Source organism: Arthrobacter sp. UKPF54-2, assembly GCF_007858535.1.
GTDB lineage: Bacteria > Actinomycetota > Actinomycetes > Actinomycetales > Micrococcaceae > Arthrobacter.
In genome coordinates this window covers 1,678,852-1,699,071 of the sequence record NZ_CP040174.1, presented here as the reverse complement: position 1 = coordinate 1,699,071, position 20,220 = coordinate 1,678,852, and the positions used below count along the sequence as shown (strand labels likewise).

Genomic DNA, 20,220 nt, shown 5'->3' with positions numbered 1-20,220 from the left:
GTATGATTTATTCATGCAAACCCCAAAGGCGGAGTCTTCAGCTGACCTGCACTCCGTGCTCGTCCAGACCCTGGGGCTCGCCATTGCCGAGGGGAGCCTGGCGCCGCACTCGATCCTCCGCCTGGACGAGCTGGAGGCCCAGCACAGCGTGTCCCGTTCCGTGGTGCGGGAGGCAACCCGGGTGCTCGCCTCCATGGGCATGCTGGAATCCCGGCGCCGGCTCGGCACCGTGGTGCAGCCGGAGGAGTCCTGGAACCTCTACGACCCGCAGGTGATCCGCTGGCGGCTGGCCTCGTCCCGGCGGGTCGACCAGCTGCGCGCCCTGAACGAACTGCGCGGCGCAATCGAACCGCAGGCCGCCCGGCTGGCCGCCGAGCGGGCCTCCTGGGACACCGGCAGCGACCTCGTCGCGCAGGCCGCGCGGCTCTGGGCGGCGGGCCAGCGCGGCGACCAGGACGAGTTCCTGCGGCTGGACATCACGTTCCACGCCGCCGTGCTCCGGGCCTCCGGCAACCCGATGTTTTCCCAGCTGCACAACCTCGTCGCCGAGGTCCTCACCGGCCGGACGGAGCACGGGCTGATGCCCCACCTGCCGCAGCATGAGGCACTCCAGCTGCACGTGGACGTGGCCAGCGCCATCCAGCGCGGCGAGATGGACGCCGCCCACGCGGCCATGCGCAGGATCGTGGAGCAGTCCACCGAGGAGATCGGCGACATCTGGTCCAGCCACCACCCCGACCGCGCCGCCACCTGACCCTCCAAGCGCAGCGCGGGGTCAGGTGGCGTCTGCGGTCAGTCCTCGGTGGGGGTGGTGCGCAGCGAGTGGTAGTTGCGCCAGCTGTGCTCCGGGGCGTAGCCGAGGAGCCGCTTGGCCTTCTCGATCGAGAGCAGCGTCTCGTGCTCGCCGAGTTCCCTGACCACCGTGACGTTCGGGAACACCTCGGCGGCCAGCTCGCTGCTGGGCCGGCTCATCACGGTGTCCGCGTTCGCGATGATGAACGCCTCGAACCCGGGTTCGGTGTAGGCCAGCGCCCGGGCCACGGCCTGCGCGCCGTCCCGGCCGTCGATGTAGCCCCAGAGGTTCCATTTGCGCAGCCGGGCGTCGGCGTCGAAGGACGGGAATTCCTCGTAGTCCACCGGATCCATCACGTTGGAGAAGCGCAGCCCAGTGATGCTCAGTGCCGGGTCCCAGCGGGTCAGCTGGATGGCCATCTGCTCCTCCAGGTGCTTGACCAGCGAGTAGGTGCTCTCCGGGCGGGCAGGATACTCCTCGTCCACCGGGAGGTAGGGCGGGTCGACGTCGAACGGCAGGCCCAGCACCGTCTCGCTGGAGGCGTAGACGATCTTCTTGATGCCGGCACGCCGTGCTGCCTGGAAGACGTTGTAGGTGGCCTGCATATTGTTCTCGAACGTCGCCGCGTCCGGGGCGAGGCCGGGCGCCGGGATGGCCGCCAGGTGCACGATCGCGTCGAACCCGGCGTGCCGGTCGTCCAGGCCCAGGATGACATCCAGCACCTGGCCGTAGTCGCGCAGGTCCACCCGGGTGAATCCGGGACCCCGCTCCCCCGCTTGGTCCAGGTTGATGACCTCGTGGCCGTCGTCACCGAGCCTGCGGACCACGTTCCTGCCGAGTTTTCCGCTTCCTCCGGTCACTGCAATTTTCATCAGGGTCTCCTCGGTGGTCGGTTGGCTGCGCTCCCCCCAGCCTAGAACGGCGGGCGGCCGCGGTGCACCCCAGGCGGCCCGAGCACCCGCCCCGGGCCGCGGTGACCTTTGGCCCTAGGCACTGCCGGGGCGACCCGGAAAGGTGGAAGCCATGAGCGGAGATCAGCGGGTAGTCGTGGGCGTGGACGGCTCGGAATTTTCGACGACGGCGCTCCGGTTCGCCGGGCGCATGGCCTCCAGCCTGAACGCCCCGCTGGAGGTCATCACGTGCCTGGGCACCTCGGATCTTTTCCTCGCATCCCACCTGCCGGAGGAGCGCACCGCCTCCACCGAAGAGCTTGAGGAAACCGCGAAGCGCCTCGTGGAGCAGTCCCTGGAACGGGCCTTCGGGGACGCACGCCCGGAGCGGCTCACCCGCCAGGTCAAATTCGGACCGCCGGCCAAGGTGCTGATCGAAGAGAGCAAGGATGCCCAGCTGCTGGTGGTCGGCCGGCGCGGACAGGGCGGCTTCCTCGCCCAGGTTATGGGTTCGGTCAGCGGCGCCTGCGCGGCCCACGCCCACTGCCCGGTGCTGGTGGTCGGCCAGGATTCCCGCGACGGCCAGCCGGGCGAATGAGCTCAGGCCGGATCGGCCGCGCCGCGCCCCGCGCGCAGCGACCGGCCGGATGGAAAGGCCCGCTGGCAGCCCTTGGCGCCGCGGCTGCGGCCGCGGGCTACGTCCTCGCCGTCCGGCCGCGCCTGCTGAACTGGGGCGCGACCGCACAGGAAGCCGCGGGCCCGCTGGCGGGCGATGAACTGGTTCCGACGCCCCGGCTGCAGAGCACGCGGGCCGTGAGCATCGCCGCCCCGCCGGCGGCCGTGTGGCCGTGGCTGGTCCAGCTCGGTGCCGGTCGCGGCGGGATGTACAGCTACGACGCCCTGGAGAATGCGGCCGGCCTCGGCATGCACAGCGCCGACCGGATCCTCCCGGAGTTCCAGCAGCTTGCCGTCGGCGACATCATCCCGTTCTCCGCCAGCGGCGGCATTCCGGTCCGGCGGCTTGAACCCGAGAGGGTGCTGGCCCTCGGCGGAACCCTGGACCCGCGCACCGGGCAGCCTGCCGGGGATGGCGCCTGGGACGGACGGCGCGTGAGCGGTCCCCGCCTGGAAGCCGGCTGGACGTTTGTCCTGCAGCCCCTCGGCGCCCGCAGCACCCGGCTGCTGGCGAGGACGCGCTATGACTACTCGCCGCTGCCGCTGGGCATCCCGCTGCGGGTGGTGCTTGAGCCGTTGCAGTTCCTGATGGAGCGCCGGATGCTGCTGGGCATCCGCGCCCGAGTCGAGCGCCGCCGCCCCCGCAGCCGTCGTCGCCGGGGGCGCTGAGGGCGGGGGCTTTGTGCCCTACGGCGGCTCCCCGGGGCGTCATAGCCTGAAATAACCGAGCGGCGAGGCCGCCCGCCGGATTCCGGGAGGCCAACGGTGAAATCGGCAAAGACAAGTATTGTCGCGGGCATTGTCCTGATGACGGTCGGCGGCCTGTTGCTGCTGGACCTGCTCGGCGTCTTCAAGATCGCCGCGTTCCTGCCGCCGCTGATTTTCACCGCGGTGGGGCTGGTGTTCGTGTCCCTGTTCGTCCGAAGCCGGGAGAACTGGTGGGCGGCCATCCCGGGCTCGGTGTTCCTGGGCCTGGCCGCGGTCATCACCGCCACGCAGCTCTCCCCCGGCGACGGCGGCGGGTCCTACCTCTTCCTCTTTATGGCGGCCGGATTCGCCGCGGTCTACCTGCGCGAACGGGGCAACTGGTGGGCCCTGATCCCGTGCGGGGTGATGTTGACGCTGGCAGTCATTGTGGCCCTCCCGCCGGGGCTGCCCGGCACCGCCGTCGCCGCCGTCCTGTTCCTGGGCCTGGCAGCCACGTTCGGCCTGCTGTCCCTGGTCCGGGTGCGGCTGTCCGACGGGCCTTCAGAGCACCAGGGCCGGATGAAGTGGCCGTTGATTCCAGCCGCAGCCCTCGGCGTGCTCGGCGCAATTTTCGCCCTGCAGGCCACGGCGGCGCTCATTGCCCTGGACTTCGCCGTCCCTGCCGGCATGATCGTGGCCGGGATCGCCCTGCTGGTCTATGCCTACCGCGCCCGCCGGGGCGGCGCGCGCAAGGTGCACGGCACCTAGAATCAAGCAGCGCTCCCTACGTGTCCCCCGCCAGCTGGGCCACGACGGCGCGGAGCCGGGTGCCGGCGTCGTCCGCCACCTCACGGACCGCCGGGCTGCCGCTGAGCTGCACCATGGTCTGCGGGTCGATCACGTCCACCGTCGTCTCCGCCGCCCCCGGAGCCCGCCGGACCACCACGTTGCACGGCAGCAGGGCCCCCATTTCCGGTTCGGCCGCCAGGGCCCGGCTCGCCAGCTGCGGGTTGCAGGCCCCCAGGATCACGTAGTCGCCCAGGGCCTGCGCCGCCTCCTCGCCGAGCTGGGCCGCAAAGGTGTTGCGGACGTTGATTTCGGAGAGGATCCCGAAGCCCTGGCCCGCCAGCGCGGTGCGGGTCTTCTCGACGGCGTCCGCCCAGCTGAGCGGCACGGCAACGGTGTAGGTGTAGTTCATGGTCACTCCTTGCGGGGCGGTTCGGTCTCGGGCAGCAGGTACTTCGCAAACCAGTCCCGGGCCAGGATGGCCGCCGCGGCCAGCGTCCCGGGCTCCTCGAACAGGTGGGTGGCGCCCTGGACCACGGCCAGCTGGTTGGGGCACCGCATCATGGCCTTGGCCTTGCGGTTCAGCTCCAGCACCTCGTAGTCGAAGCTGCCCACGATCAGCAGCGTCGGCGCCCGCACGGCGGAGAGCCGCGGACCGGCCAGGTCTGGGCGTCCGCCGCGGGAGACCACGGCGGACGCCCGGGCGGAGGGTTCGGACGCGGACCACAGCGCGGCCCCCGCCCCGGTGCTCGCGCCGAAGTAGCCGATCGCGCATGATGCGGTGTCCGTGCGGGTGGCCAGCCAGTCGGTGGCCGAGGACAGCCGGCGGGCCAGCAGCTCGATGTCGAAGACGTTGGCGCGGTTGCGCTCCTCCGCCGGCGTGAGCAGGTCCAGCAGCAGGGTGCCCAGGCCGGCGCGCTGCAGGACGCTGGCCACAAACCGGTTCCGCGGGCTGTGCCTGCTGCTGCCGCTCCCGTGGGCAAAAAGCACCACGGCCCGGGCCGGCACCGGAAGGTGCAGCTGGCCCTGCAGCCGGACTCCCCGGGACGGAATCTCCACCTCTTCATCGAACTCCGCGGGGTCCTCGGTGACCGCAGTGGCCCCGGCCGGCGGCGAATCCAGCAGCCGCCGGGCGGCGGCGTCGAGCAACTGGATCACCTCGTCGTCCTCGGTGGGTGAGAAGTCTCGGTAGTGGTAGCCGACGGCGGAAAACTGCCGGGGCGTGGCCAGGCAGACCACCTCGTCGGGTTCGCTCAGGCTTGCGAGGGTGTCGGCCGGGGCAACCGGCACCGCCAGGATGACCCTCGCGGCCCCCAGTTTGCGGGCAATCCGGCAGGCCACCCGGGCGGTGGAGCCGGTGGCGATGCCGTCGTCGACGATCACGGCGATGCGCCCGGTCAGGTCCTGGCGGGTGCGGCCCTTCCGGAACCGTGCCACCCGGTTTTCGAGCACGGCCCGCTCGTGGTCTTCGGCGGCCTGCAGTTCCGCGTCACTGACCCGGGCCTGGGCCAGCACATGCTCCTCCAAAACCCGGGCGCCGCCCTCGCCGATCGCCCCCATGGCGAGCTCGGGCTGGTACGGCAGTCCGAGCTTGCGCACGACGATCACGTCCAGGGGCGCATCCAGCGCGGCGGCAACCTCGAACGCCACCGGTACCCCGCCGCGCGGAAGGCCAAGGACCACGATGTCCTTGCCGCGAAGGTCCGCCAAACGCCGCCCCAGCTGCCGCCCGGCGTCGACCCTGTCTTCAAAAATGCTCATCGTCTTGGCTTTCCAATCGGGCGCCGGCCGACGGGCCCTGGGGTGATGTGCTCCGCGGGCTGGGCATCGGAGGAGGCTGGACACCGGAGCAGCATGGGCATCGGAGCGGTCGGCCGCTTTCTCCCACTATCTGTCAGGAGTTCCGTGGATGTGAGGGCCCTTGTACCCGGTTTCGCTTGCCCCGGCCCGGCCTGCCCCGGCGGGGCGCCAACGGTGCCCGGCGGGCGTGCGCCGTGGCGGCGTTCGTCGTACTGAAGCGTGCCGCGCGCCGGGCCACGTGGTGGTCCTTGCCCCGGCGGCGGACCCGCGGCAGTACAGGCACCGCGGGCTGCTGGGCGGCACGGGAGAAGAACCACTGCTTGGCAATCTCCACCAGCACCAGGTACACCACGGTCATGCCCAGCAGAGCCAGGAAGAAGGGCACCGGCAACGGATCGAAGCCCAGCACACCGGCGAGCGGGGACAGCGGCAGGAACACCCCCAGGGCCACCACGCCCAGCGAGGCGCACAGGAGTCCGAGCGAGGGGCGGCTGCGGAGGAAGGGGACCCGGCGGGTCCGGATCGCGAAGATGATCAGCGTCTGGGTGGCGATGGACTCGATGAACCAGCCGGCCCGGAACTCCCCCGGGACAGCGTCGAAGACGAACAGCATCAAGGCGAACGTCGCGAAGTCGAAGACGGAGCTGATGGGGCCAAAGAGAAACATGAAGCGCCGGATGAAGGCGATGTTCCAGTGGGCCGGGGCCAGCAGCTGTTCCTTGTCCACCCGGTCGCCGGGGATGGCCAACTGGCCGGTGTCGTAGAGCAGGTTGTTGAGCAGGATCTGGCCGGGCAACATCGGCAGGAAGCTGAGCACCACGGACGCCGTCGCCGCGCTGAACATGTTGCCGAAGTTGCTGGAGGTGCCCATCAGCACGTACTTGATCGTGTTGGCGAAGATCCGCCGGCCCTCCATCACGCCGTCGGCCAGCACGCCGAGGTCCTTGTCGAGGAGCACGACGTCGGCGGCGTCCTTGGCGACGTCCGTAGCGCTGTCCACGGAGATGCCGATGTCCGCCTGGTGCAGCGCGAGCGCATCGTTCACGCCGTCGCCCATGAACCCGACGGCTCCGCCGCTCTGGCGCAGCAGCCGGATGATCCGGGCCTTCTGCTCCGGCGAGACGCGGGCGAAGATGCTGGCCTCGCGGGCGGCGGCGCTGAGCTCCGGATCGGACATGGCCTCCGCCTCGGCGCCGGTGATGGTCCCGCCGGAGAGCACCCCGAGCTCGTCGCAGACCCGCTCCGCCACCTTGGCGTTGTCCCCGGTGGCGATCTTGACCGTGATGCCCAGCGCCTCGAGCCGGTCCAGGGACTCCCGCGCATTGGCCTTGGGCTTGTCGAGGAAGACCAGGAACCCGGCCAGGGCCAGATCCTTTTCGTCGGCCTGTGACATGTCCTCCAGCCCGGCCGCGTCCCTGGTCGCCACCGCCACAACCCGGGAGCCGGCGTCGAACTGTTCATCCAGCAGGGCCTGCACCGCGGCCGGCGTGGCGCCACACAGGGCCAGCACGTCCTCCGGCGAGCCCTTGGTGATGATCCGGGCGGGGCCGCCGGCGTCGCGGACCAGCACGCTGGTCCGCCGGCGCTGGTGGTCGAAATCGATCACGTCGAGCCGTTCGAAGCGGGCGGGTTCGAAGGCCGCGGCCTGCGGGGACTCCCAGAGTGCGGCGTCCAGCGGGTTCTGCCCGATCACGGAACGCTTCGCCTCCGCGTAGTCCGCCTCGGTGGCGAGCAGCCCGAGGGTGAACAGCTGCTCCGCTGACACGCCGCCGGCCACCGGTAGGGCCGCGGTGAAGCTGATCCGGCCCTCCGTCAGGGTCCCGGTCTTGTCCGTGACCAGAATGTCCATGTCGCCGAGGTCCTCGATGCAGACCAGGCGTTTGACCAGCACCCTGCGTTTGGCCAGCTGCCGGGTGCCCGTGGCGAGGCTGGTGCTGACGACGGCGGGCAGGAGCTGCGGGGTGATCCCCACGGCGATGGCCAGGGAGAACAGCAGGGATTCGATCACCGGGCGCTGGAGCAGCAGGTTCGCGATGAAGATGAGCGAGGTCAGCCCGATGGCGACCTGCAGCAGCAGGAAGGAGAAGCGCTTGAGCCCGAGCTGGAACTCGGTCTGCGGCTGCCGCTCGCCCAGGCCCAGTGCGATCCGGCCGAATTCCGCCCGGGCCCCGGTTGCCACCACCACCCCGGTGCAGCCGCCGGACTGGATCACGGTGCCCATGAACAGGCACGATGTCAGGTCGCCCAGTGCGACCCCGCCGGCCACCGGGGCGGGATCCTTGCCGACCGGCAGCGACTCCCCCGTCAGGATGCTCTCGTCGCAGAGCAGGTCCTTGACGGCCAGCAGCCGCAGGTCCGCCGGGATGATGGCTCCGAGCCCCAGCTGCACGACGTCGCCGGGCACCAGGGCGGTGACGTTCACCTCGCGGGCGGTCCCGTCCCGGAGCACGACGGCGGTGTGCGTGACCCGCGAATGCAGGGCCTCGGCCGCCCGTTCGGCCCGGAATTCGTTGCTGAAGCCCAGGCCCACGCTGACGAGCAGGATGACCCCGATCACGATCGAGTTGGTGGCATCCCCGAGGAAGAGCGAGAGCCCGGCGGTGACGAGCAGCAGGATCAGGATGGGGCTGCGGAACTGCCTGCCCAGCACGGACCAGCCGCTTGCCTCGTGGGTGCGGACCGCGTTCGGCCCCAGCACCGCAAGCCGCTCCGCCGCTTCGGCGTGGTCCAGCCCGCGCGCGCCCGACCCCAGGCGGGCAAGCACCCTGGCCGCGTCGGTCTGAGCGGCGTCGGCGATGGTCAGGGGCGGGGAGGCGGCCTCCCGGGTTTCGAGCTGTGGCATGCAGATTCCGTCCGGATACCTCGAGGTACGGCTAAGCCTACGTCGGCGGCGGCCGGGAGTCATTTGGCCGGGTGAAGGGCAGATGAAACGCCGGCAAAGTCCTGTATATAATCTCTTTTTGGTACGGTTTAGCAGAAGGCCGTTGGATAGTTATTCGATCCGGCTACGCTGCCGCTACCACTGCCCTCCTTCCTTGCTGTGGTGCACCGCGCCTGGCCGGTTCGATTCGGTTCGAGCGAAACGGCATCAAGGAATAGTGGTAAGCGAGTCAACCGCAACATCGATCAACCAGCACCTGCATCAGCTTGTGTTGAACAGCGCCGACGTGGAGGAATTCCTCGGCGAGTTAGCCAGGGTTTCGGCGCGCAGCCTGTCCGAGCCCGGCGATGAAATCCTGTGTGGGATCACCCTGCTCCGGCAGCGCAAGGCGGCCACCGTCGCCAGCAGCAGCGCCGCCGCACAGGCCATGGACGAGATCCAGTACGGCTTCGGCGACGGCCCCTGCGTGACGGCATCCCGGGAACAGGTCACGGTGCACATTGCCGACCTGGACGGTGACTCGCGTTGGCCCCAGTGCGCGGCCAGGGTCCGGGAGCACGGCATGCGCTCCATCCTCGCCGTCCCCTTCCTGCTCGACGGCGAAACCCGGGCAGCCCTCAATCTGTATTCGCACCGGCCGCACCGCTTCGACGAAAGGGCCCAGCAGCTGGCCAGCATCTTCGTGAGCCAGACGACCATGGCACTCGGGCTGGCCGTGCGGTTCGCGCACTTCAGCGAAACGGCGGTCAACCTCAAGGCGACGCTGGAGACCCGCACGGCGATCGACGTCGCGATCGGCATCATCATGGCGCAGAACCGGTGCAGCCAGGCCGAGGCGTTCGAGCTGCTCAAGACGGCGTCCAGCACCCGCAACGTCAAGCTGCACACCGTCGCCGCGGCAATCGTTGACGCCATGGGCCACGGTCCGGCGAGGACCCACTTCGAGGATTAGCCCTCCGGGCCGCGGGCCTTTGGCGTTGCAGCCACCCGGGGCGCCGGCGGCGCCGCCGCCTCCGCCAGGACCGTCCTGATGGTGACCTCATGGGCGAGAATCCGGAAGTGGCCGCCCGTGTCCAGCAGTACGTTCCGGGCACCGGGGAGCACACTGCCCTCCGGGATGTGCGGGTCGAAGAGCCCGTAGACGGAGGTGATCCGCTCGTTGACGCGTTGTTCGCGGGAGAGCTGGACGGTGACCGCGCTGCGCGGGGACAGAGCCCGCAGGCTCGGCAGCAGCATGTAGCCCGCGTAACGCGAGCCCGAAAACGGGGACCCGACCGCGACCATCCGAGTGACCCGCTGCTCCGGATCCAGCGACATCATCACGTATTTGCCGATCAGTCCGCCCTTGCTGTGGGCGACGATCAGGGTGTCCCGCAGGTCCCGATCCCCGAGGTAGCCGGCAATCAGGGCCGCCGCTTTCGGGACGGCAAGCCGGTTGCGCTGGAGCACCGTCACCACATGCACCGGATGCCCGGCTCCGTGCAGCTCCCGGATCAGCGGCAGCATAAAGCGCCAGTCCTCGAAGATGCCGGGGATCACCACCACGGGCCGGCCCGCGCCGCTGAGGAACTCCTCGGGGCCCACCCGGGATAACGCACTGCGCAGCTGCCGGCCGGCGGCGTAGGCGTAGTCCCGGGCCCACCAGCCGGCGAGCCGGAGCACCGAACTCACGCGGTAGACCCCTGGGCCGTTTCGTTTCCGGAAGCCGCGGCGCCGGTGAAGCCGAGGATGGAGTCGGCCACCTGGACGGCCCGGTTGTGCTGGACCACATGCCCGGTTCCCTCGATTTCGAGGAACGTTGCGGAGGCTGCGCGGGCGGCGAGCCGGCGGCACCAGTCCGCCGGCGCTACCGGGTCGTTCGCGCCGCGGATCACGAGTACCGGTGCGGTGACGCCTGCAATCTTCTCCTCGATCGGGTAGTCCATCATGACCCGCAGGTTTTTGAGGTACCAGTTTGGTCCGCAGCGGAGGTAGTCGGTGAAGACAAGCGCGTTGGAGGACGGGCTCTCGAAGAACAGGCAGTCGCGGCCGAGCGCCAGGGCCTGTTGCGCCACGGTGCGCCGCCGGTCGTTGACCACCGGACCCATCAGCACCACGTGCGGGATCCGCGAGGGCTGCTGCCGCGCCGCTTCGACCGCGAACTGGGTGCCCATCGAGTGGCCAACCACCACGAACTCCGTCACGCCCAACTGCTCGAGGGCCCCGAGGATATAGGTGGCGTGCTCCGCCACGCTGAGTGTGTGTGACGGCCTGGGGGTGGCGCCGAAGCCCGGCAGGTCGATCGAGAAGGTGTCCACCGATTCTGCAAGCAGCCCGTGGAGCCTCTGCAGGTATCGGTGCGAGGCGCCGATCCCGTGGATCAGCACGACGGCGGCTTCCCCTGCCGTGCCGGCCGGCCGCCGGGAGGCGAAGACGTGGCCGAGGTGTCCTGCGGCCTCGACCTCGATGCGCACGGGCCTGCTCATGGTGGTCTCGTTTCTGTTCGACGCCACGGATCAGCGTCTAGTAAGCATACTGACAGCCCGCGCCCGAAGCGGCGGCAGGGACGCGGCGGCCTGTACGCCGGTCCGGGCCCGCTGTACCTTGGGTGGAACATTCGGGGCGCACGTCCCGCAGGCCAGCATGGGAGGCACGCATGAGCAGCACACCCGCCGACCCGGGAGACATCGTCAGCGACGGGGTGGCAGAGGACGGGACGCCCGTTCCCCGCGACCCCGGCAGCGCTAGCAGTGCGAGCGGCACCGGCACCACGGGCGCTGCGGCGCCGACGTCGGGCGGACCGTCGGGCGGCGCGGAAGGCCACGCCCCCGGCGCAGGCGACGCGAACAAAGTGCCCGGACCGGCCGAGGAACAGGATGAAAAGACGGCGGATGACCGTGGCCTCACCACGGACACCAGCCCCGACTGAGCCAGGGCGCGACGCCGGCCGGGCACCCTGCCGCGGGGTGCCCGGCCGGCGGCTTCCCGCTAGCCGGCGGCCGGCGCGATGTTGACGAGCCAGTCCACGCCGAACTTGTCCTTGCACATGCCGAAGGTGTCGCCCCAGGGGGCCTTCTCCAGCGGCATGCTGACCGTTCCGCCGTCGGACAGTTTGTCCCAGTAGCCGCGCAGCTCGGCCTCGTCGGTGCCGCTGAGGGAGACCGAGAAGTTGTTGCCGGGGGTGTAGTCCATGCTGTTGGGCGTGTCGGCCCCCATCAGCACCATCCCCTTGTCGCTGGTCAGCATGGCGTGCATGATCTTGTCCTGCTCGGCGGGGTCCTCACTCGCCTGGAATTCGGCGAAGGTGCTCATGTTCAGCTCCCCGCCGAACACGGACTGGTAGAAGGTCATGGCATCCTTCGCGGTGTCGCGGAAGCCAAGGTAGGGATTGAGCGTCGTCATAGCCGGGACTCCTTGATGGCTGGTGGCGGGGGAGCAGGCAGGCGTCAGCCGCCGCTCCGGCGCGGCTTACAGGGCATATCCTGCCGGAAATCGGGCACAGTTCATAGGCCCGGCTCCGGCACGGACAACCCAGCCCGGTGCCGGCGGATCCCGACGGCCGGCGTCCCGCCTAGGCGGTCTGGCCGGCGTGCTCGCCTTCGGCGATTTCCTCCAGCAGCTTGCTGTTGAACGCGGGCAGGTCGTGCGGGTTCCGGCTGGTCACGAGTCCTTGGTCCACCACCACTTCCTCGTCGCTCCAGTTGGCGCCCGCGTTCTTCAGGTCGGTCTGCAGCGTGTGGTACGAGGTCACGTTCCGCCCGCTGACGACGCCGGCGTCGATCAGCAGCCAGGGTCCGTGGCAGATCGAGGCCACCGGCTTGTGCTGTTCGAAGAACCCACGGACGAAGTCCTGGGCACCCTTGTGGACCCGGAGATGGTCGGCGTTGACGACGCCGCCGGGGATCACCAGGGCGTCGAAGTCGGAGGCGCGGGCTTGGTCCACGGCGAGGTCGACGTCGAACGTCTCGCCCTTTTCGGTGCCGTCGTAGCCCTGCAATTTTCCGTCCTTGGGCGCCACCAGGGTGGGTTCGCCACCGGCTTCCTTGACGGCGTCCCACGGGCTGGTCAGCTCGATCTGTTCGACGCCGTCCGTCAGCAGAAACGCGACCTTTTTGCCTGCAATGGTGTGCTCCGACATGTGTCCTCCTTGGCCAGCGCGAGGGGGTGTCGGCCGTCGGGCCGGGCAAGTCCCACGCGGGGTTTTTGGTTGCCTTACCCCTTCAACTTTAGGAAGACGGAAAATAATAAGCAAGCTGATCATATTGGGAAATTCTCGCTGCAACTCTGGACTTCAGGTTTCGGGTGTGGCTACGGTGACGGAAGTTGCCGAACTTTTCGTCTCGATTACTGCGCCGCACCTGGGGGTGTTGCACGTGAAGAACGAACGACATTCCGGACGCGCCTCGCGCCTGCTGCGACCCGTGCTGCTGGCCGGCGCCGCGGCCGCAGTGTGGCTAACTCTTTCCGCGACAAGCGCGGGTGCGGCGACCGGCGCGCCAAACGACGAAGTCTCCGGAAGGCCGGGCCCGGCGCTCTCCGCTGCCGCCGCGCCGGCCGTGTCCACGCCACCAAGTTCCGGGGGCGACAGCTCTGGGCTGTTGTCCCCGGTTTTGAGCATCCTCCCGGGCGCCGTTGAGCTGGCGGGCGCCGCAATCCCGGCCGGAACGGTGGTTCCGTCGAGTGCACTGACGGAGCTGGCCTCCCCTGCCGTTGAGCTCGTGAACGGCACGGTTTCAGGAGTAATCCAGACGGCCAGCCCCATTCTTGCCGGGCTCGTGCCCGCGTCGGCACGCGGGCTGGACCCGCTCGACGTCGTGCTGACCGGCCGTGTGCCGTTGCCAACGGCACCGGCAATCCTGCCCGCCGCACCCGCTCCCGCAGTGCCCGCAACAGATCCCGGCGGGGCCGCGAGCTCTAGCCCGGCCCGGGCTGATTCGGATTCTGCTGCGGCGGGGCGCGCTGTGCCGCCTGCCGCCACCGCGCAGCCCCGGGCTCCGCACCGCCCCTCGGACCTTGCCGGCACAAGCCCAAGCGAGGCGGCGGGGCCGGCGGAGCACCACCCCCGCCCCGGTGAAGCCCCGGCCACGGTTCCCGGCATTCCGGGATCCGCTGCGGGGAGCAGCCAGCCTGCGCCCGGTCCGGGAGCAGGCGCTGCGGCCGAGACCATGGCCTTCAAACTTCGGCCGCCGTCGGGGACGGGCAACGCCCGCAACCCGCTCACTGCCGCCCCCGACCCGGTGTCCTTCGACCCCGGCTCCTCTCCCGACTAGTTGGTGCCCGCCTGCCCGAAACGGGCGGGCCGCGGCCAATCGGGCTTCCTTCCTGGATGCCCGCCACACCAACACCTTCAGGAGAGTTCATCATGCATGCAAACGTGCGCAGAGGGCTGCTTGGCACCCTCTTTGCCGGCGGATTGCTGGCCCTCGGAACGTCGGTCGCCTATGCGGCGGATACCACGTCCGGCAATGACAGCCTCGCCTCCGGCACCCAGGTCATCGCCCCTGTCACCGCACCGGTGACGCTCGGGGCGACGTCGATCGGGCTGCTCGGCGATTCCGCCGCCATCACCGGCGGGAGCAACGGCACCACCGCCCCGGCATCCAGCAGCACCGGCGGTAACACCACCTCCGGCGACGACGGCACCGCCTCCGGCACCCAGGTCACCGCCCCTGTCACCGCACCGGTGACGCTCGGGGCGACGTCGATCGGGCTGCTCGGCGACTCCGCCGCCACCGGCGGAAGCGCCGGCGGGGCACCGGCCGGGGACTCCAGCGGCACCACCGGGGAGAGCGCCGGCGGGAGCGACGGAACCACCACCCCGGCCCCCTCCAACGGCACCGGCGGGAACACCACCTCCGGCGACGCCGGCACCGCCTCCGGCACCCAGGTCACGGCCCCCGCCACCGCACCGGTGACGCTCGGGGCGACGTCGATCGGGCTGCTCGGCGATTCCGCCGCCACCGCCGGAGTCCCGGCGGAACCCGGGACTGACGGCGCGGCCACCCCGCCCGGCAGCCGCTCCGGCGGCGGCGCCTCGGGCGGCGCATCAGGCGCCGGCAAGGCCGCCGGGGCGCAGTGCACCGCACAAAGCGTCGGTTTCGTCCCCGCCGGCCACGCCGCGCCGCTCACGGGCCCGGGAGCAGGCATCACCGCACCGGGAGGGCAGAACGGGGCAAGCCTCGCCGCCCTGGCCTTCCTGTGCGGAGGTGCGCTGCTGAAGCTGCGGCGCCGGACCGCCTAGGCCCGTGCGGCCAGGGGGCCGGCCGGAGGGACCGCCGCGGGGCGGGTCCTCCTGCCGGCCTCTGGCCAGCCGTGACGGCCGTGATTACGCTGGCGGATACCCAACACGTCAGGAATGCAGGAAGTAGGACACCATGGACGAACAGGACATCCTCCAGCGCATCACCTCGCTGGTGGAGGAGGAACGAGAGCTCCGGGAACGGGCAGAGTCCGCAAGTGCCGACCATGACCACGTCCCGGACCGGCTCCGGCTCCGCCAGCTCGAGGAGAACCTGGACCAGTGCTGGGACCTGCTGCGGCAGCGACGGGCCAAGAAGCAATACGGCGAGAATCCTGACGACGCCCAGGCGCGTCCCGTCACGCAGGTGGAGGGCTACAACGGCTAAGCCCGGCAGTCCGGCGCCGGCTACTTGAGAAGTTCGACGTCGGACACCATGTCGATGTGGGCCATCATGGCCGCGGCGGCACCCTTGGCGTCCTGCGCCCGGATGGCGTCGGCGATCTTCCGGTGCGAGGCGATGGACTGCTCAGGACGCCCCGGCTGGCCCAGGGACTCCAGCCGCGTCTCCAGGATCATTTCCGCGATGAACGCCATCAGCTGGCCCAATACCGCGGAGTGGGCGGCGGCCGTGACCGCCTGGTGGAATAGTTCGTCGCCGCGCGCCCCCTTGGAGCCGGCGGCGACCTCCTCGGCCATGGCGTCGATCGCGGCGTCAATGGCCCGCATGTCCTGGTCGGTCCGCCGGGCGGCGGCCAGTTCGGCGAGCTTGACCTCGAGGGTACTGCGGGCCTCGACGATCTCCGGAAGCCTGCTGCGGTGTTCCCGCAGCCCCTTGATGACCGCCGGCACGTTGGGGCGGTAGACCAGCACGGCGCCGGTGCCGTGCTGGACGTCGATGACCCCCAGCACCTCCAGCGCCACGAGCGCCTGCGCCAGGGTGGCGCGCGAGACACCCAGCCGTTCGGCCAGGTCCCGTTCGGCCGGCAGGAGGTCGCCGGGACCCAGCTCGGCCGCCGCGATGAAGTCCAGGAGCTGAGCCACGAGCTGCTCATAGAGCCGCGGCCTGGACACGCGGGAAATCTCGGGACCCTCGGATTTCTTCGCCATTTTCGTTTCCTCTTCGACGTAGCGCTGACGTCATCTTACCCCGGAGGAGTATTGACAAACTCATCTACTGTCTAAGAGGCTAGGCCAGTAGTCCTGTAATCCCCGTCACACTTACCCCGGAGGAACAAAGATGTCCGCTCCCGTGCTTTCCATCATCATTTTGGCGGTGATGTTCCTGCTGGCCACGGTGCTGCCCCTCAACATGGGTGCCCTGGCGTTTGTCGGTGCATTCCTGCTTGGCTCGGTCTTCCTCGGAATGTCCACCACCGAGATCCTGTCCAACTTCCCCGGTGGCCTGTTCCTGACGATCGTCGGGGTGACATACCTCTTCGCGATCGCGCAGAACAACGGCACCATCGACCTTCTGGTCCGGGGCGCCGTGCGGATGGTGGGCAGCAAAGTCGCCCTCATTCCGTGGGTCATGTTCGCGATTACCGCGCTCATCACCGCCGTCGGCGCCCTGTCCCCGGCCGCCGTCGCCATCATCGCGCCGATCGCATTGAGTTTTGCCGCGAAGCACAAGATCAACCCGCTCATGATGGGCATGATGGTGATCCACGGGGCGCAGGCGGGCGGTTTCTCCCCGATCGCGGTCTACGGCGTCACCGTCAACGGCATCATCGCCAAGACGGAACTCGCCGCCAGCCCGATGGCCATCTTCCTGGCCAGCTTCTTCTTCAACCTGGTCGTGGCGCTTGTGCTGTTCATCGTCCTCGGCGGCAACAAACTGCTCTCCTCCAGGACCGGCCAGTTCATCGAACAGGCGGCCGAGAAGCGCATGAAGGTCAGCGTCGGCGCCCGGGCGGCCGGCGTCACCCTGCAGGGGTCCGGTTCGGACATCTCCCCCGCCAGCGTGTCTGCCAAGGGCAGCTCCGCGGAATCTTCCACCGCCGACGGCGCCGCCACCTCCGGGGGCGCCCGGGCGACAGTACCGCAGCTGGTCACCGTCCTGGGCCTGATTGCACTGGCCGTCATCTCGCTCGGGTTCAAGGTCGACGTCGGATTCGTCTCCATCACCGTCGCGATCATTCTGGCCCTTGTCTCCCCCGAGGCGCAGAAGGGGGCCGTGAACAAGATCAGCTGGTCCACGGTCCTGCTCATTTGCGGCATGTTGACCTTCGTCGGGGTCCTGGAGGAGGCCGGCACCATCAAGTTCGTTTCCAGCGGCGTCGCCCAGCTCGGGATGCCCCTGCTGGCGGCCCTGCTGATCTGCTACATCGGCGGCATTGTCTCCGCCTTCGCTTCCTCCACCGCCATCCTCGCCGCCCTCATCCCGCTGGCGGTTCCGTTCCTGGCCAGTGGCGAAATCGGCGCCGTGGGCGTCATCGCCGCCCTCGCCGTTTCCTCCACGATCGTGGACGTCTCGCCCTTCTCCACCAACGGCGCCCTTGTCCTCGCCAACGCCCCGGAGGGCGTGGACAAGGACAAGTTCTACAAGCAGATCCTCGCCTACAGCGGCATCGTCGTCGCTGCCGGGCCGGCCGTCGCCTGGCTGGTGATGGTGGTCCCCGGCTGGATGTAGCCGCCCACGCCCGGCAGCCGCCGCCCCCGACACTCCGCAGGAACTGCAAACAAAGGATCAATCATGAGCAACGATTCCGACCACCCGACCGAGGGCCCGCTCACCGGCTACCTCGTGGTGGACCTCAGCCGCGCCCTGGCCGGACCGCACGCCGGCATGATGCTGGCGGACCTCGGCGCCCGGGTGATCAAGGTCGAAAACCCCGGAGGCGGGGATGACACCCGCGGCTGGGGACCGCCGTTCGTGGGGCCCGAGGACGATCCGCAGGCCACGTACTTCCTGTCCTGCAACCGAAACAAGGAGTCGATCGCCCTGGACCTCAAGGGCGACGACGGACGGCAGGTCCTACGGGAACTCCTTGAGCGGGCCGACGTTGTGGTGGAGAACTTCCGCCCCGGGGTGCTGGACCGCCTCGGTTTCTCGACGGCGGACATGCATGCGCTGAATCCGACCCTCGTGATCCTGTCCATCACCGGGTTCGGGCACGACGGTCCGGAGGCCTCGCGCAGCGGCTATGACCAGATCCTGCAGGGCGAGGCCGGCCTGATGTCCCTCACCGGTTCCGGCCCGCACGACCCGCAGCGGGTGGGGGTCCCGATCGCGGACCTGCTCTCCGGGATGTACGGGGCGTTCGGCACCCTCGCCGCCCTGCTGCAGCGCGAACGGACCGGCAAGGGCCAGATTGTCCGGACCTCGCTGCTCTCCGCCCTGATCGGGGTGCATGCGTTCCAGGGCACGCGGCAGACCGTGGCCGGCGAAGTGCCGCAGGCCCAGGGCAACCACCACCCGTCCATCGCCCCTTACGGGCTGTTCCACTGCCGGCAGGGAAGCGTGCAGATCAGCGTCGGCAGCGAGAAGCTGTGGAGCGCCTTCGCCGCCGCATTTGGCATTGACGGCACCGTGCCGGAGTTCGCCACCAACGCGGACCGGGTGCGGAACCGGGAAAAGGTCATCGAGGCCGTGGAGGACGCCTTCGCCGGGTACGAGGCCGGGCCCCTGCTGGCCAAGCTCAACGAGGCGGGCATCCCTGCGGGCAAGGTCCGGACCCTGGACGAGGTCTACGCGTGGGAACAGGTCCACTCGCAGGGCCTGGTGGTCGACGTCGAGCACCGGATCCTCGGGACGATCAGCCTGCCCGGTCCCCCGCTGCGGTTCTTCAGCCCGGGCGACGCCGCGGAGACCACGCTGACCTCGCACAGCGCGCCGCCCCTACTGGACCAGGACGGGGAGCAGATCCGCCGCTGGCTGGAGAGCGCCACCCACGAACGGGTGGCGGGCACCGCGGGCAGGGCGGGTCGCTGATATGCCCACGGACCAAAAAGTCCGGCACCTTGATGCCACCGAACTGATCGCCACGGTGCTGGACCCGGGCTCCTACCGGAGCTGGGACAGGCCGGTCACGGACCCCGACCCGGATCCCGCCTACCGGTCGGAGCTCGACGCCGCCCGCAGCAGGTCCGGCGTGGACGAGTCCGTGCTGACCGGGGAGGGGCTGATCCGCGGGCGCCGGGTGGCCGTGATCGTCAGCGAGTTCCGTTTCCTCGCCGGGTCGATCGGGGCCGCCGCGGCGCAACGGATCGTGCTCGCCGTCGAACGTGCCACCGCGGAGGGCCTGCCGCTGCTGGCCGGACCCGCCTCGGGCGGCACCCGGATGCAGGAGGGAACTCTGGCGTTCCTGTCGATGGTCAAGATCTCCGCCGCCGTCCGGGCACACCGGCTGGCCGGACTGCCCTACCTTGTGTACCTGCGGCACCCCACCACGGGCGGTGTGATGGCATCGTGGGGCTCCCTTGGGCACATCACCGTCGCCGAGCCGGGCGCGCTCCTGGGCTTTCTCGGCCCGCGGGTCTACGAGGCGCTGCACGGCACGCCGTTTCCGGAGAACGTCCAGGTGGCGGAGAACCTCTTCGACAAGGGGCTCGTGGACGCGGTGGTGCCTCCGGAGCAGCTGTCCGACGTCGTCAACCGGGCGCTGAACATCCTCACCGGCGGCGCCCCGGCCGTGGTGGCGCCGCCGCCGACCCTGGCTGTGGCGCCGTCGGACGCCGGGGCGTGGGACTCGATCGAGATCTCGCGCAATCCCCGGCGGCCGGACCTCCGCCAGCTCCTTGCGCACGGGGCCGGGGACGTCCTGCCGCTCAACGGAACGGGCCAGGGCGAGAAGGACCCCGGGCTGCTTTTGGCGCTGGCCCGGTTCGGCGGGAAATCCTGTGTGGTGCTCGGCCACACCCGGCCGCGGCCCGCCCGGCAAACCGCCATGGGCCCGGCCTCGCTCCGCGAGGCACGGCGCGGCATGCGGCTGGCCGAGGAACTGGGACTGCCGCTGCTGACCGTGATCGATACCGGCGGGGCCGCACTGTCACAGGAGGCCGAGGAGGGCGGACTGGCAGGTGAAATCGCGCGGTCCCTGCATGACCTGATCGGCCTGCAGTCCCCGTCTGTGTCGGTCCTGCTGGGCCAGGGCGCCGGCGGCGGGGCCCTGGCCTTGCTTCCGGCCGACCGGACCATAGCCGCCCAGCACGCCTGGCTCTCGCCGCTCCCGCCGGAGGGTGCCAGCGCCATCGTGCACCGCAGCACCGAGTTCGCGCCGGCCATGTCGGCGGCCCAGGGCGTCAACGTGGCGTCCCTGCACGCCAACGGCCTGATCGACCACATCGTCGACGAACGCCCCGACGCCGCCGCCGAGGCCCGGGCCTTCTGCCGGCGGATGGGCGCCGCCATCGAATACGAACTCTCCTTAGTCGCAGCCGATGGCATCCGCAACCTCTTGCCGCGCCGGCTCGAGAAGTACCGGAACCTGGGCGGCAGGCCGCCCGGCTAAGGGCGGCTGAGGGGACGGCCATGTCCCCTTTCCCGGCG

Annotated in this window: 20 protein-coding genes; 11 read left to right on the top strand and 9 right to left on the bottom strand. The window is 70.0% G+C overall.

Features of this window, described 5'->3' with window-relative positions:
• Positions 1-13: 13 nt before the first annotated feature.
• Complete coding sequence (locus E7Y32_RS07730) at positions 14-754, top strand: FadR/GntR family transcriptional regulator (RefSeq protein ID WP_146336618.1); 741 nt, start codon at positions 14-16, stop codon at positions 752-754.
• A gap of 38 nt (positions 755-792) precedes the next feature.
• Here E7Y32_RS07730 and E7Y32_RS07725 read toward each other — a convergent pair whose 3' ends face one another.
• Positions 793-1,665: an NAD(P)-dependent oxidoreductase gene (locus E7Y32_RS07725; protein ID WP_146336617.1), complete on the bottom strand. Its 873-nt coding sequence runs from the start codon at positions 1,663-1,665 to the stop codon at positions 793-795.
• 151 nt (positions 1,666-1,816) lie between these two features.
• Between E7Y32_RS07725 and E7Y32_RS07720 the strand changes: the two genes are divergently transcribed.
• The 3 genes from E7Y32_RS07720 (at position 1,817) to E7Y32_RS07710 (ending at position 3,813) form a co-directional block, all read left to right on the top strand.
• Positions 1,817-2,281: a universal stress protein gene (locus E7Y32_RS07720; RefSeq protein ID WP_146336616.1), complete on the top strand. Its 465-nt coding sequence runs from the start codon at positions 1,817-1,819 to the stop codon at positions 2,279-2,281.
• Positions 2,278-3,027 (top strand): hypothetical protein, encoded by a 750-nt coding sequence (locus tag E7Y32_RS07715; RefSeq protein ID WP_261382579.1) that lies wholly within the window; start codon positions 2,278-2,280, stop codon positions 3,025-3,027. The genes E7Y32_RS07720 and E7Y32_RS07715 overlap by 4 nt, the downstream gene beginning before the upstream one ends.
• Positions 3,028-3,123: 96 nt before the next feature.
• Positions 3,124-3,813: a hypothetical protein gene (locus tag E7Y32_RS07710; protein WP_146336615.1), complete on the top strand. Its 690-nt coding sequence runs from the start codon at positions 3,124-3,126 to the stop codon at positions 3,811-3,813.
• Between the two features lie 16 nt (positions 3,814-3,829).
• Here E7Y32_RS07710 and E7Y32_RS07705 read toward each other — a convergent pair whose 3' ends face one another.
• From E7Y32_RS07705 to mgtA, 3 genes are all read right to left on the bottom strand, one after another.
• Entirely contained in the window at positions 3,830-4,243 is a 414-nt protein-coding gene (locus tag E7Y32_RS07705; protein ID WP_146336614.1) for a DUF302 domain-containing protein, read from the bottom strand.
• A 2-nt stretch (positions 4,244-4,245) separates the two neighbouring features.
• On the bottom strand, positions 4,246-5,592 hold the full coding sequence (locus tag E7Y32_RS07700) for a phosphoribosyltransferase family protein (protein WP_146336613.1): 1,347 nt from the start codon (positions 5,590-5,592) through the stop codon (positions 4,246-4,248).
• A 133-nt stretch (positions 5,593-5,725) separates the two neighbouring features.
• Positions 5,726-8,473 (bottom strand): magnesium-translocating P-type ATPase, encoded by a 2,748-nt coding sequence (mgtA, locus tag E7Y32_RS07695; RefSeq protein ID WP_146336612.1) that lies wholly within the window; start codon positions 8,471-8,473, stop codon positions 5,726-5,728.
• Positions 8,474-8,729: 256 nt separating this feature from the next.
• On the opposite strand from mgtA, the gene E7Y32_RS07690 reads away from it, so the two are divergent.
• The gene (locus E7Y32_RS07690) at positions 8,730-9,464 is read left to right on the top strand and encodes a GAF and ANTAR domain-containing protein (RefSeq protein WP_146336611.1); all 735 of its coding nucleotides are present in this window, start codon (positions 8,730-8,732) and stop codon (positions 9,462-9,464) included.
• Here E7Y32_RS07690 and E7Y32_RS07685 read toward each other — a convergent pair.
• The gene (locus E7Y32_RS07685) at positions 9,461-10,183 is read right to left on the bottom strand and encodes a triacylglycerol lipase (protein ID WP_261382578.1); all 723 of its coding nucleotides are present in this window, start codon (positions 10,181-10,183) and stop codon (positions 9,461-9,463) included. The two genes, E7Y32_RS07690 and E7Y32_RS07685, sit on opposite strands and share 4 nt — an antisense overlap.
• The gene (locus E7Y32_RS07680; protein WP_261382577.1) at positions 10,180-11,004 is read right to left on the bottom strand and encodes an alpha/beta fold hydrolase; all 825 of its coding nucleotides are present in this window, start codon (positions 11,002-11,004) and stop codon (positions 10,180-10,182) included. The genes E7Y32_RS07685 and E7Y32_RS07680 overlap by 4 nt, the downstream gene beginning before the upstream one ends.
• A gap of 143 nt (positions 11,005-11,147) precedes the next feature.
• Between E7Y32_RS07680 and E7Y32_RS07675 the strand changes: the two genes are divergently transcribed.
• On the top strand, positions 11,148-11,420 hold the full coding sequence (locus E7Y32_RS07675; protein WP_146336610.1) for a hypothetical protein: 273 nt from the start codon (positions 11,148-11,150) through the stop codon (positions 11,418-11,420).
• Positions 11,421-11,479: 59 nt separating this feature from the next.
• Here E7Y32_RS07675 and E7Y32_RS07670 read toward each other — a convergent pair whose 3' ends face one another.
• Together E7Y32_RS07670 and E7Y32_RS07665 are read right to left on the bottom strand one after the other, a co-directional pair.
• Positions 11,480-11,893, bottom strand: coding sequence for a VOC family protein (locus E7Y32_RS07670; RefSeq protein ID WP_146336609.1), 414 nt, complete (start codon positions 11,891-11,893; stop codon positions 11,480-11,482).
• Positions 11,894-12,062: 169 nt separating this feature from the next.
• Positions 12,063-12,629, bottom strand: coding sequence for a type 1 glutamine amidotransferase domain-containing protein (locus E7Y32_RS07665; RefSeq protein ID WP_146336608.1), 567 nt, complete (start codon positions 12,627-12,629; stop codon positions 12,063-12,065).
• Between the two features lie 1,224 nt (positions 12,630-13,853).
• Here E7Y32_RS07665 and E7Y32_RS07660 point away from each other — a divergent pair.
• Complete coding sequence (locus tag E7Y32_RS07660) at positions 13,854-14,732, top strand: hypothetical protein (protein WP_146336607.1); 879 nt, start codon at positions 13,854-13,856, stop codon at positions 14,730-14,732.
• A 133-nt stretch (positions 14,733-14,865) separates the two neighbouring features.
• On the top strand, positions 14,866-15,117 hold the full coding sequence (locus tag E7Y32_RS07655; protein ID WP_146336606.1) for a DUF2630 family protein: 252 nt from the start codon (positions 14,866-14,868) through the stop codon (positions 15,115-15,117).
• A gap of 20 nt (positions 15,118-15,137) precedes the next feature.
• Here the strand turns inward: E7Y32_RS07655 and E7Y32_RS07650 are convergent, their stop codons facing one another.
• Positions 15,138-15,839 carry a FadR/GntR family transcriptional regulator gene (locus E7Y32_RS07650; RefSeq protein WP_146336605.1) on the bottom strand — a complete coding sequence of 234 codons (702 nt, stop codon included), beginning with the start codon at positions 15,837-15,839 and terminating at the stop codon, positions 15,138-15,140.
• 130 nt (positions 15,840-15,969) lie between these two features.
• On the opposite strand from E7Y32_RS07650, the gene E7Y32_RS07645 reads away from it, so the two are divergent.
• The 3 genes from E7Y32_RS07645 to E7Y32_RS07635 all read left to right on the top strand — a co-directional run bounded on the left by E7Y32_RS07645 (position 15,970) and on the right by E7Y32_RS07635 (position 20,182).
• Positions 15,970-17,361 (top strand): SLC13 family permease, encoded by a 1,392-nt coding sequence (locus E7Y32_RS07645; RefSeq protein WP_146336604.1) that lies wholly within the window; start codon positions 15,970-15,972, stop codon positions 17,359-17,361.
• 63 nt (positions 17,362-17,424) lie between these two features.
• The gene (locus E7Y32_RS07640; protein ID WP_146336603.1) at positions 17,425-18,663 is read left to right on the top strand and encodes a CaiB/BaiF CoA-transferase family protein; all 1,239 of its coding nucleotides are present in this window, start codon (positions 17,425-17,427) and stop codon (positions 18,661-18,663) included.
• Between the two features lies 1 nt (position 18,664).
• Positions 18,665-20,182 (top strand): carboxyl transferase domain-containing protein, encoded by a 1,518-nt coding sequence (locus tag E7Y32_RS07635; RefSeq protein WP_146336602.1) that lies wholly within the window; start codon positions 18,665-18,667, stop codon positions 20,180-20,182.
• Positions 20,183-20,220 lie beyond the last annotated feature (38 nt).

What these genes read in the sequence shown, in the direction of transcription:
- E7Y32_RS07730 (WP_146336618.1), top strand. Translation starts at nt 14, where the DNA reads ATGCAAACCCCAAAGGCGGAGTCTTCAGCTGACCTGCACTCCGTGCTC.
- E7Y32_RS07725 (WP_146336617.1), bottom strand. Translation starts at nt 1,665, where the DNA reads ATGAAAATTGCAGTGACCGGAGGAAGCGGAAAACTCGGCAGGAACGTG.
- E7Y32_RS07720 (WP_146336616.1), top strand. Translation starts at nt 1,817, where the DNA reads ATGAGCGGAGATCAGCGGGTAGTCGTGGGCGTGGACGGCTCGGAATTT.
- E7Y32_RS07715 (WP_261382579.1), top strand. Translation starts at nt 2,278, where the DNA reads ATGAGCTCAGGCCGGATCGGCCGCGCCGCGCCCCGCGCGCAGCGACCG.
- E7Y32_RS07705 (WP_146336614.1), bottom strand. Translation starts at nt 4,243, where the DNA reads ATGAACTACACCTACACCGTTGCCGTGCCGCTCAGCTGGGCGGACGCC.
- E7Y32_RS07700 (WP_146336613.1), bottom strand. Translation starts at nt 5,592, where the DNA reads ATGAGCATTTTTGAAGACAGGGTCGACGCCGGGCGGCAGCTGGGGCGG.
- mgtA (WP_146336612.1), bottom strand. Translation starts at nt 8,473, where the DNA reads ATGCCACAGCTCGAAACCCGGGAGGCCGCCTCCCCGCCCCTGACCATC.
- E7Y32_RS07675 (WP_146336610.1), top strand. Translation starts at nt 11,148, where the DNA reads ATGAGCAGCACACCCGCCGACCCGGGAGACATCGTCAGCGACGGGGTG.
- E7Y32_RS07670 (WP_146336609.1), bottom strand. Translation starts at nt 11,893, where the DNA reads ATGACGACGCTCAATCCCTACCTTGGCTTCCGCGACACCGCGAAGGAT.
- E7Y32_RS07665 (WP_146336608.1), bottom strand. Translation starts at nt 12,629, where the DNA reads ATGTCGGAGCACACCATTGCAGGCAAAAAGGTCGCGTTTCTGCTGACG.
- E7Y32_RS07660 (WP_146336607.1), top strand. Translation starts at nt 13,854, where the DNA reads ATGCATGCAAACGTGCGCAGAGGGCTGCTTGGCACCCTCTTTGCCGGC.
- E7Y32_RS07655 (WP_146336606.1), top strand. Translation starts at nt 14,866, where the DNA reads ATGGACGAACAGGACATCCTCCAGCGCATCACCTCGCTGGTGGAGGAG.
- E7Y32_RS07650 (WP_146336605.1), bottom strand. Translation starts at nt 15,839, where the DNA reads ATGGCGAAGAAATCCGAGGGTCCCGAGATTTCCCGCGTGTCCAGGCCG.
- E7Y32_RS07645 (WP_146336604.1), top strand. Translation starts at nt 15,970, where the DNA reads ATGTCCGCTCCCGTGCTTTCCATCATCATTTTGGCGGTGATGTTCCTG.
- E7Y32_RS07640 (WP_146336603.1), top strand. Translation starts at nt 17,425, where the DNA reads ATGAGCAACGATTCCGACCACCCGACCGAGGGCCCGCTCACCGGCTAC.
- E7Y32_RS07635 (WP_146336602.1), top strand. Translation starts at nt 18,665, where the DNA reads ATGCCCACGGACCAAAAAGTCCGGCACCTTGATGCCACCGAACTGATC.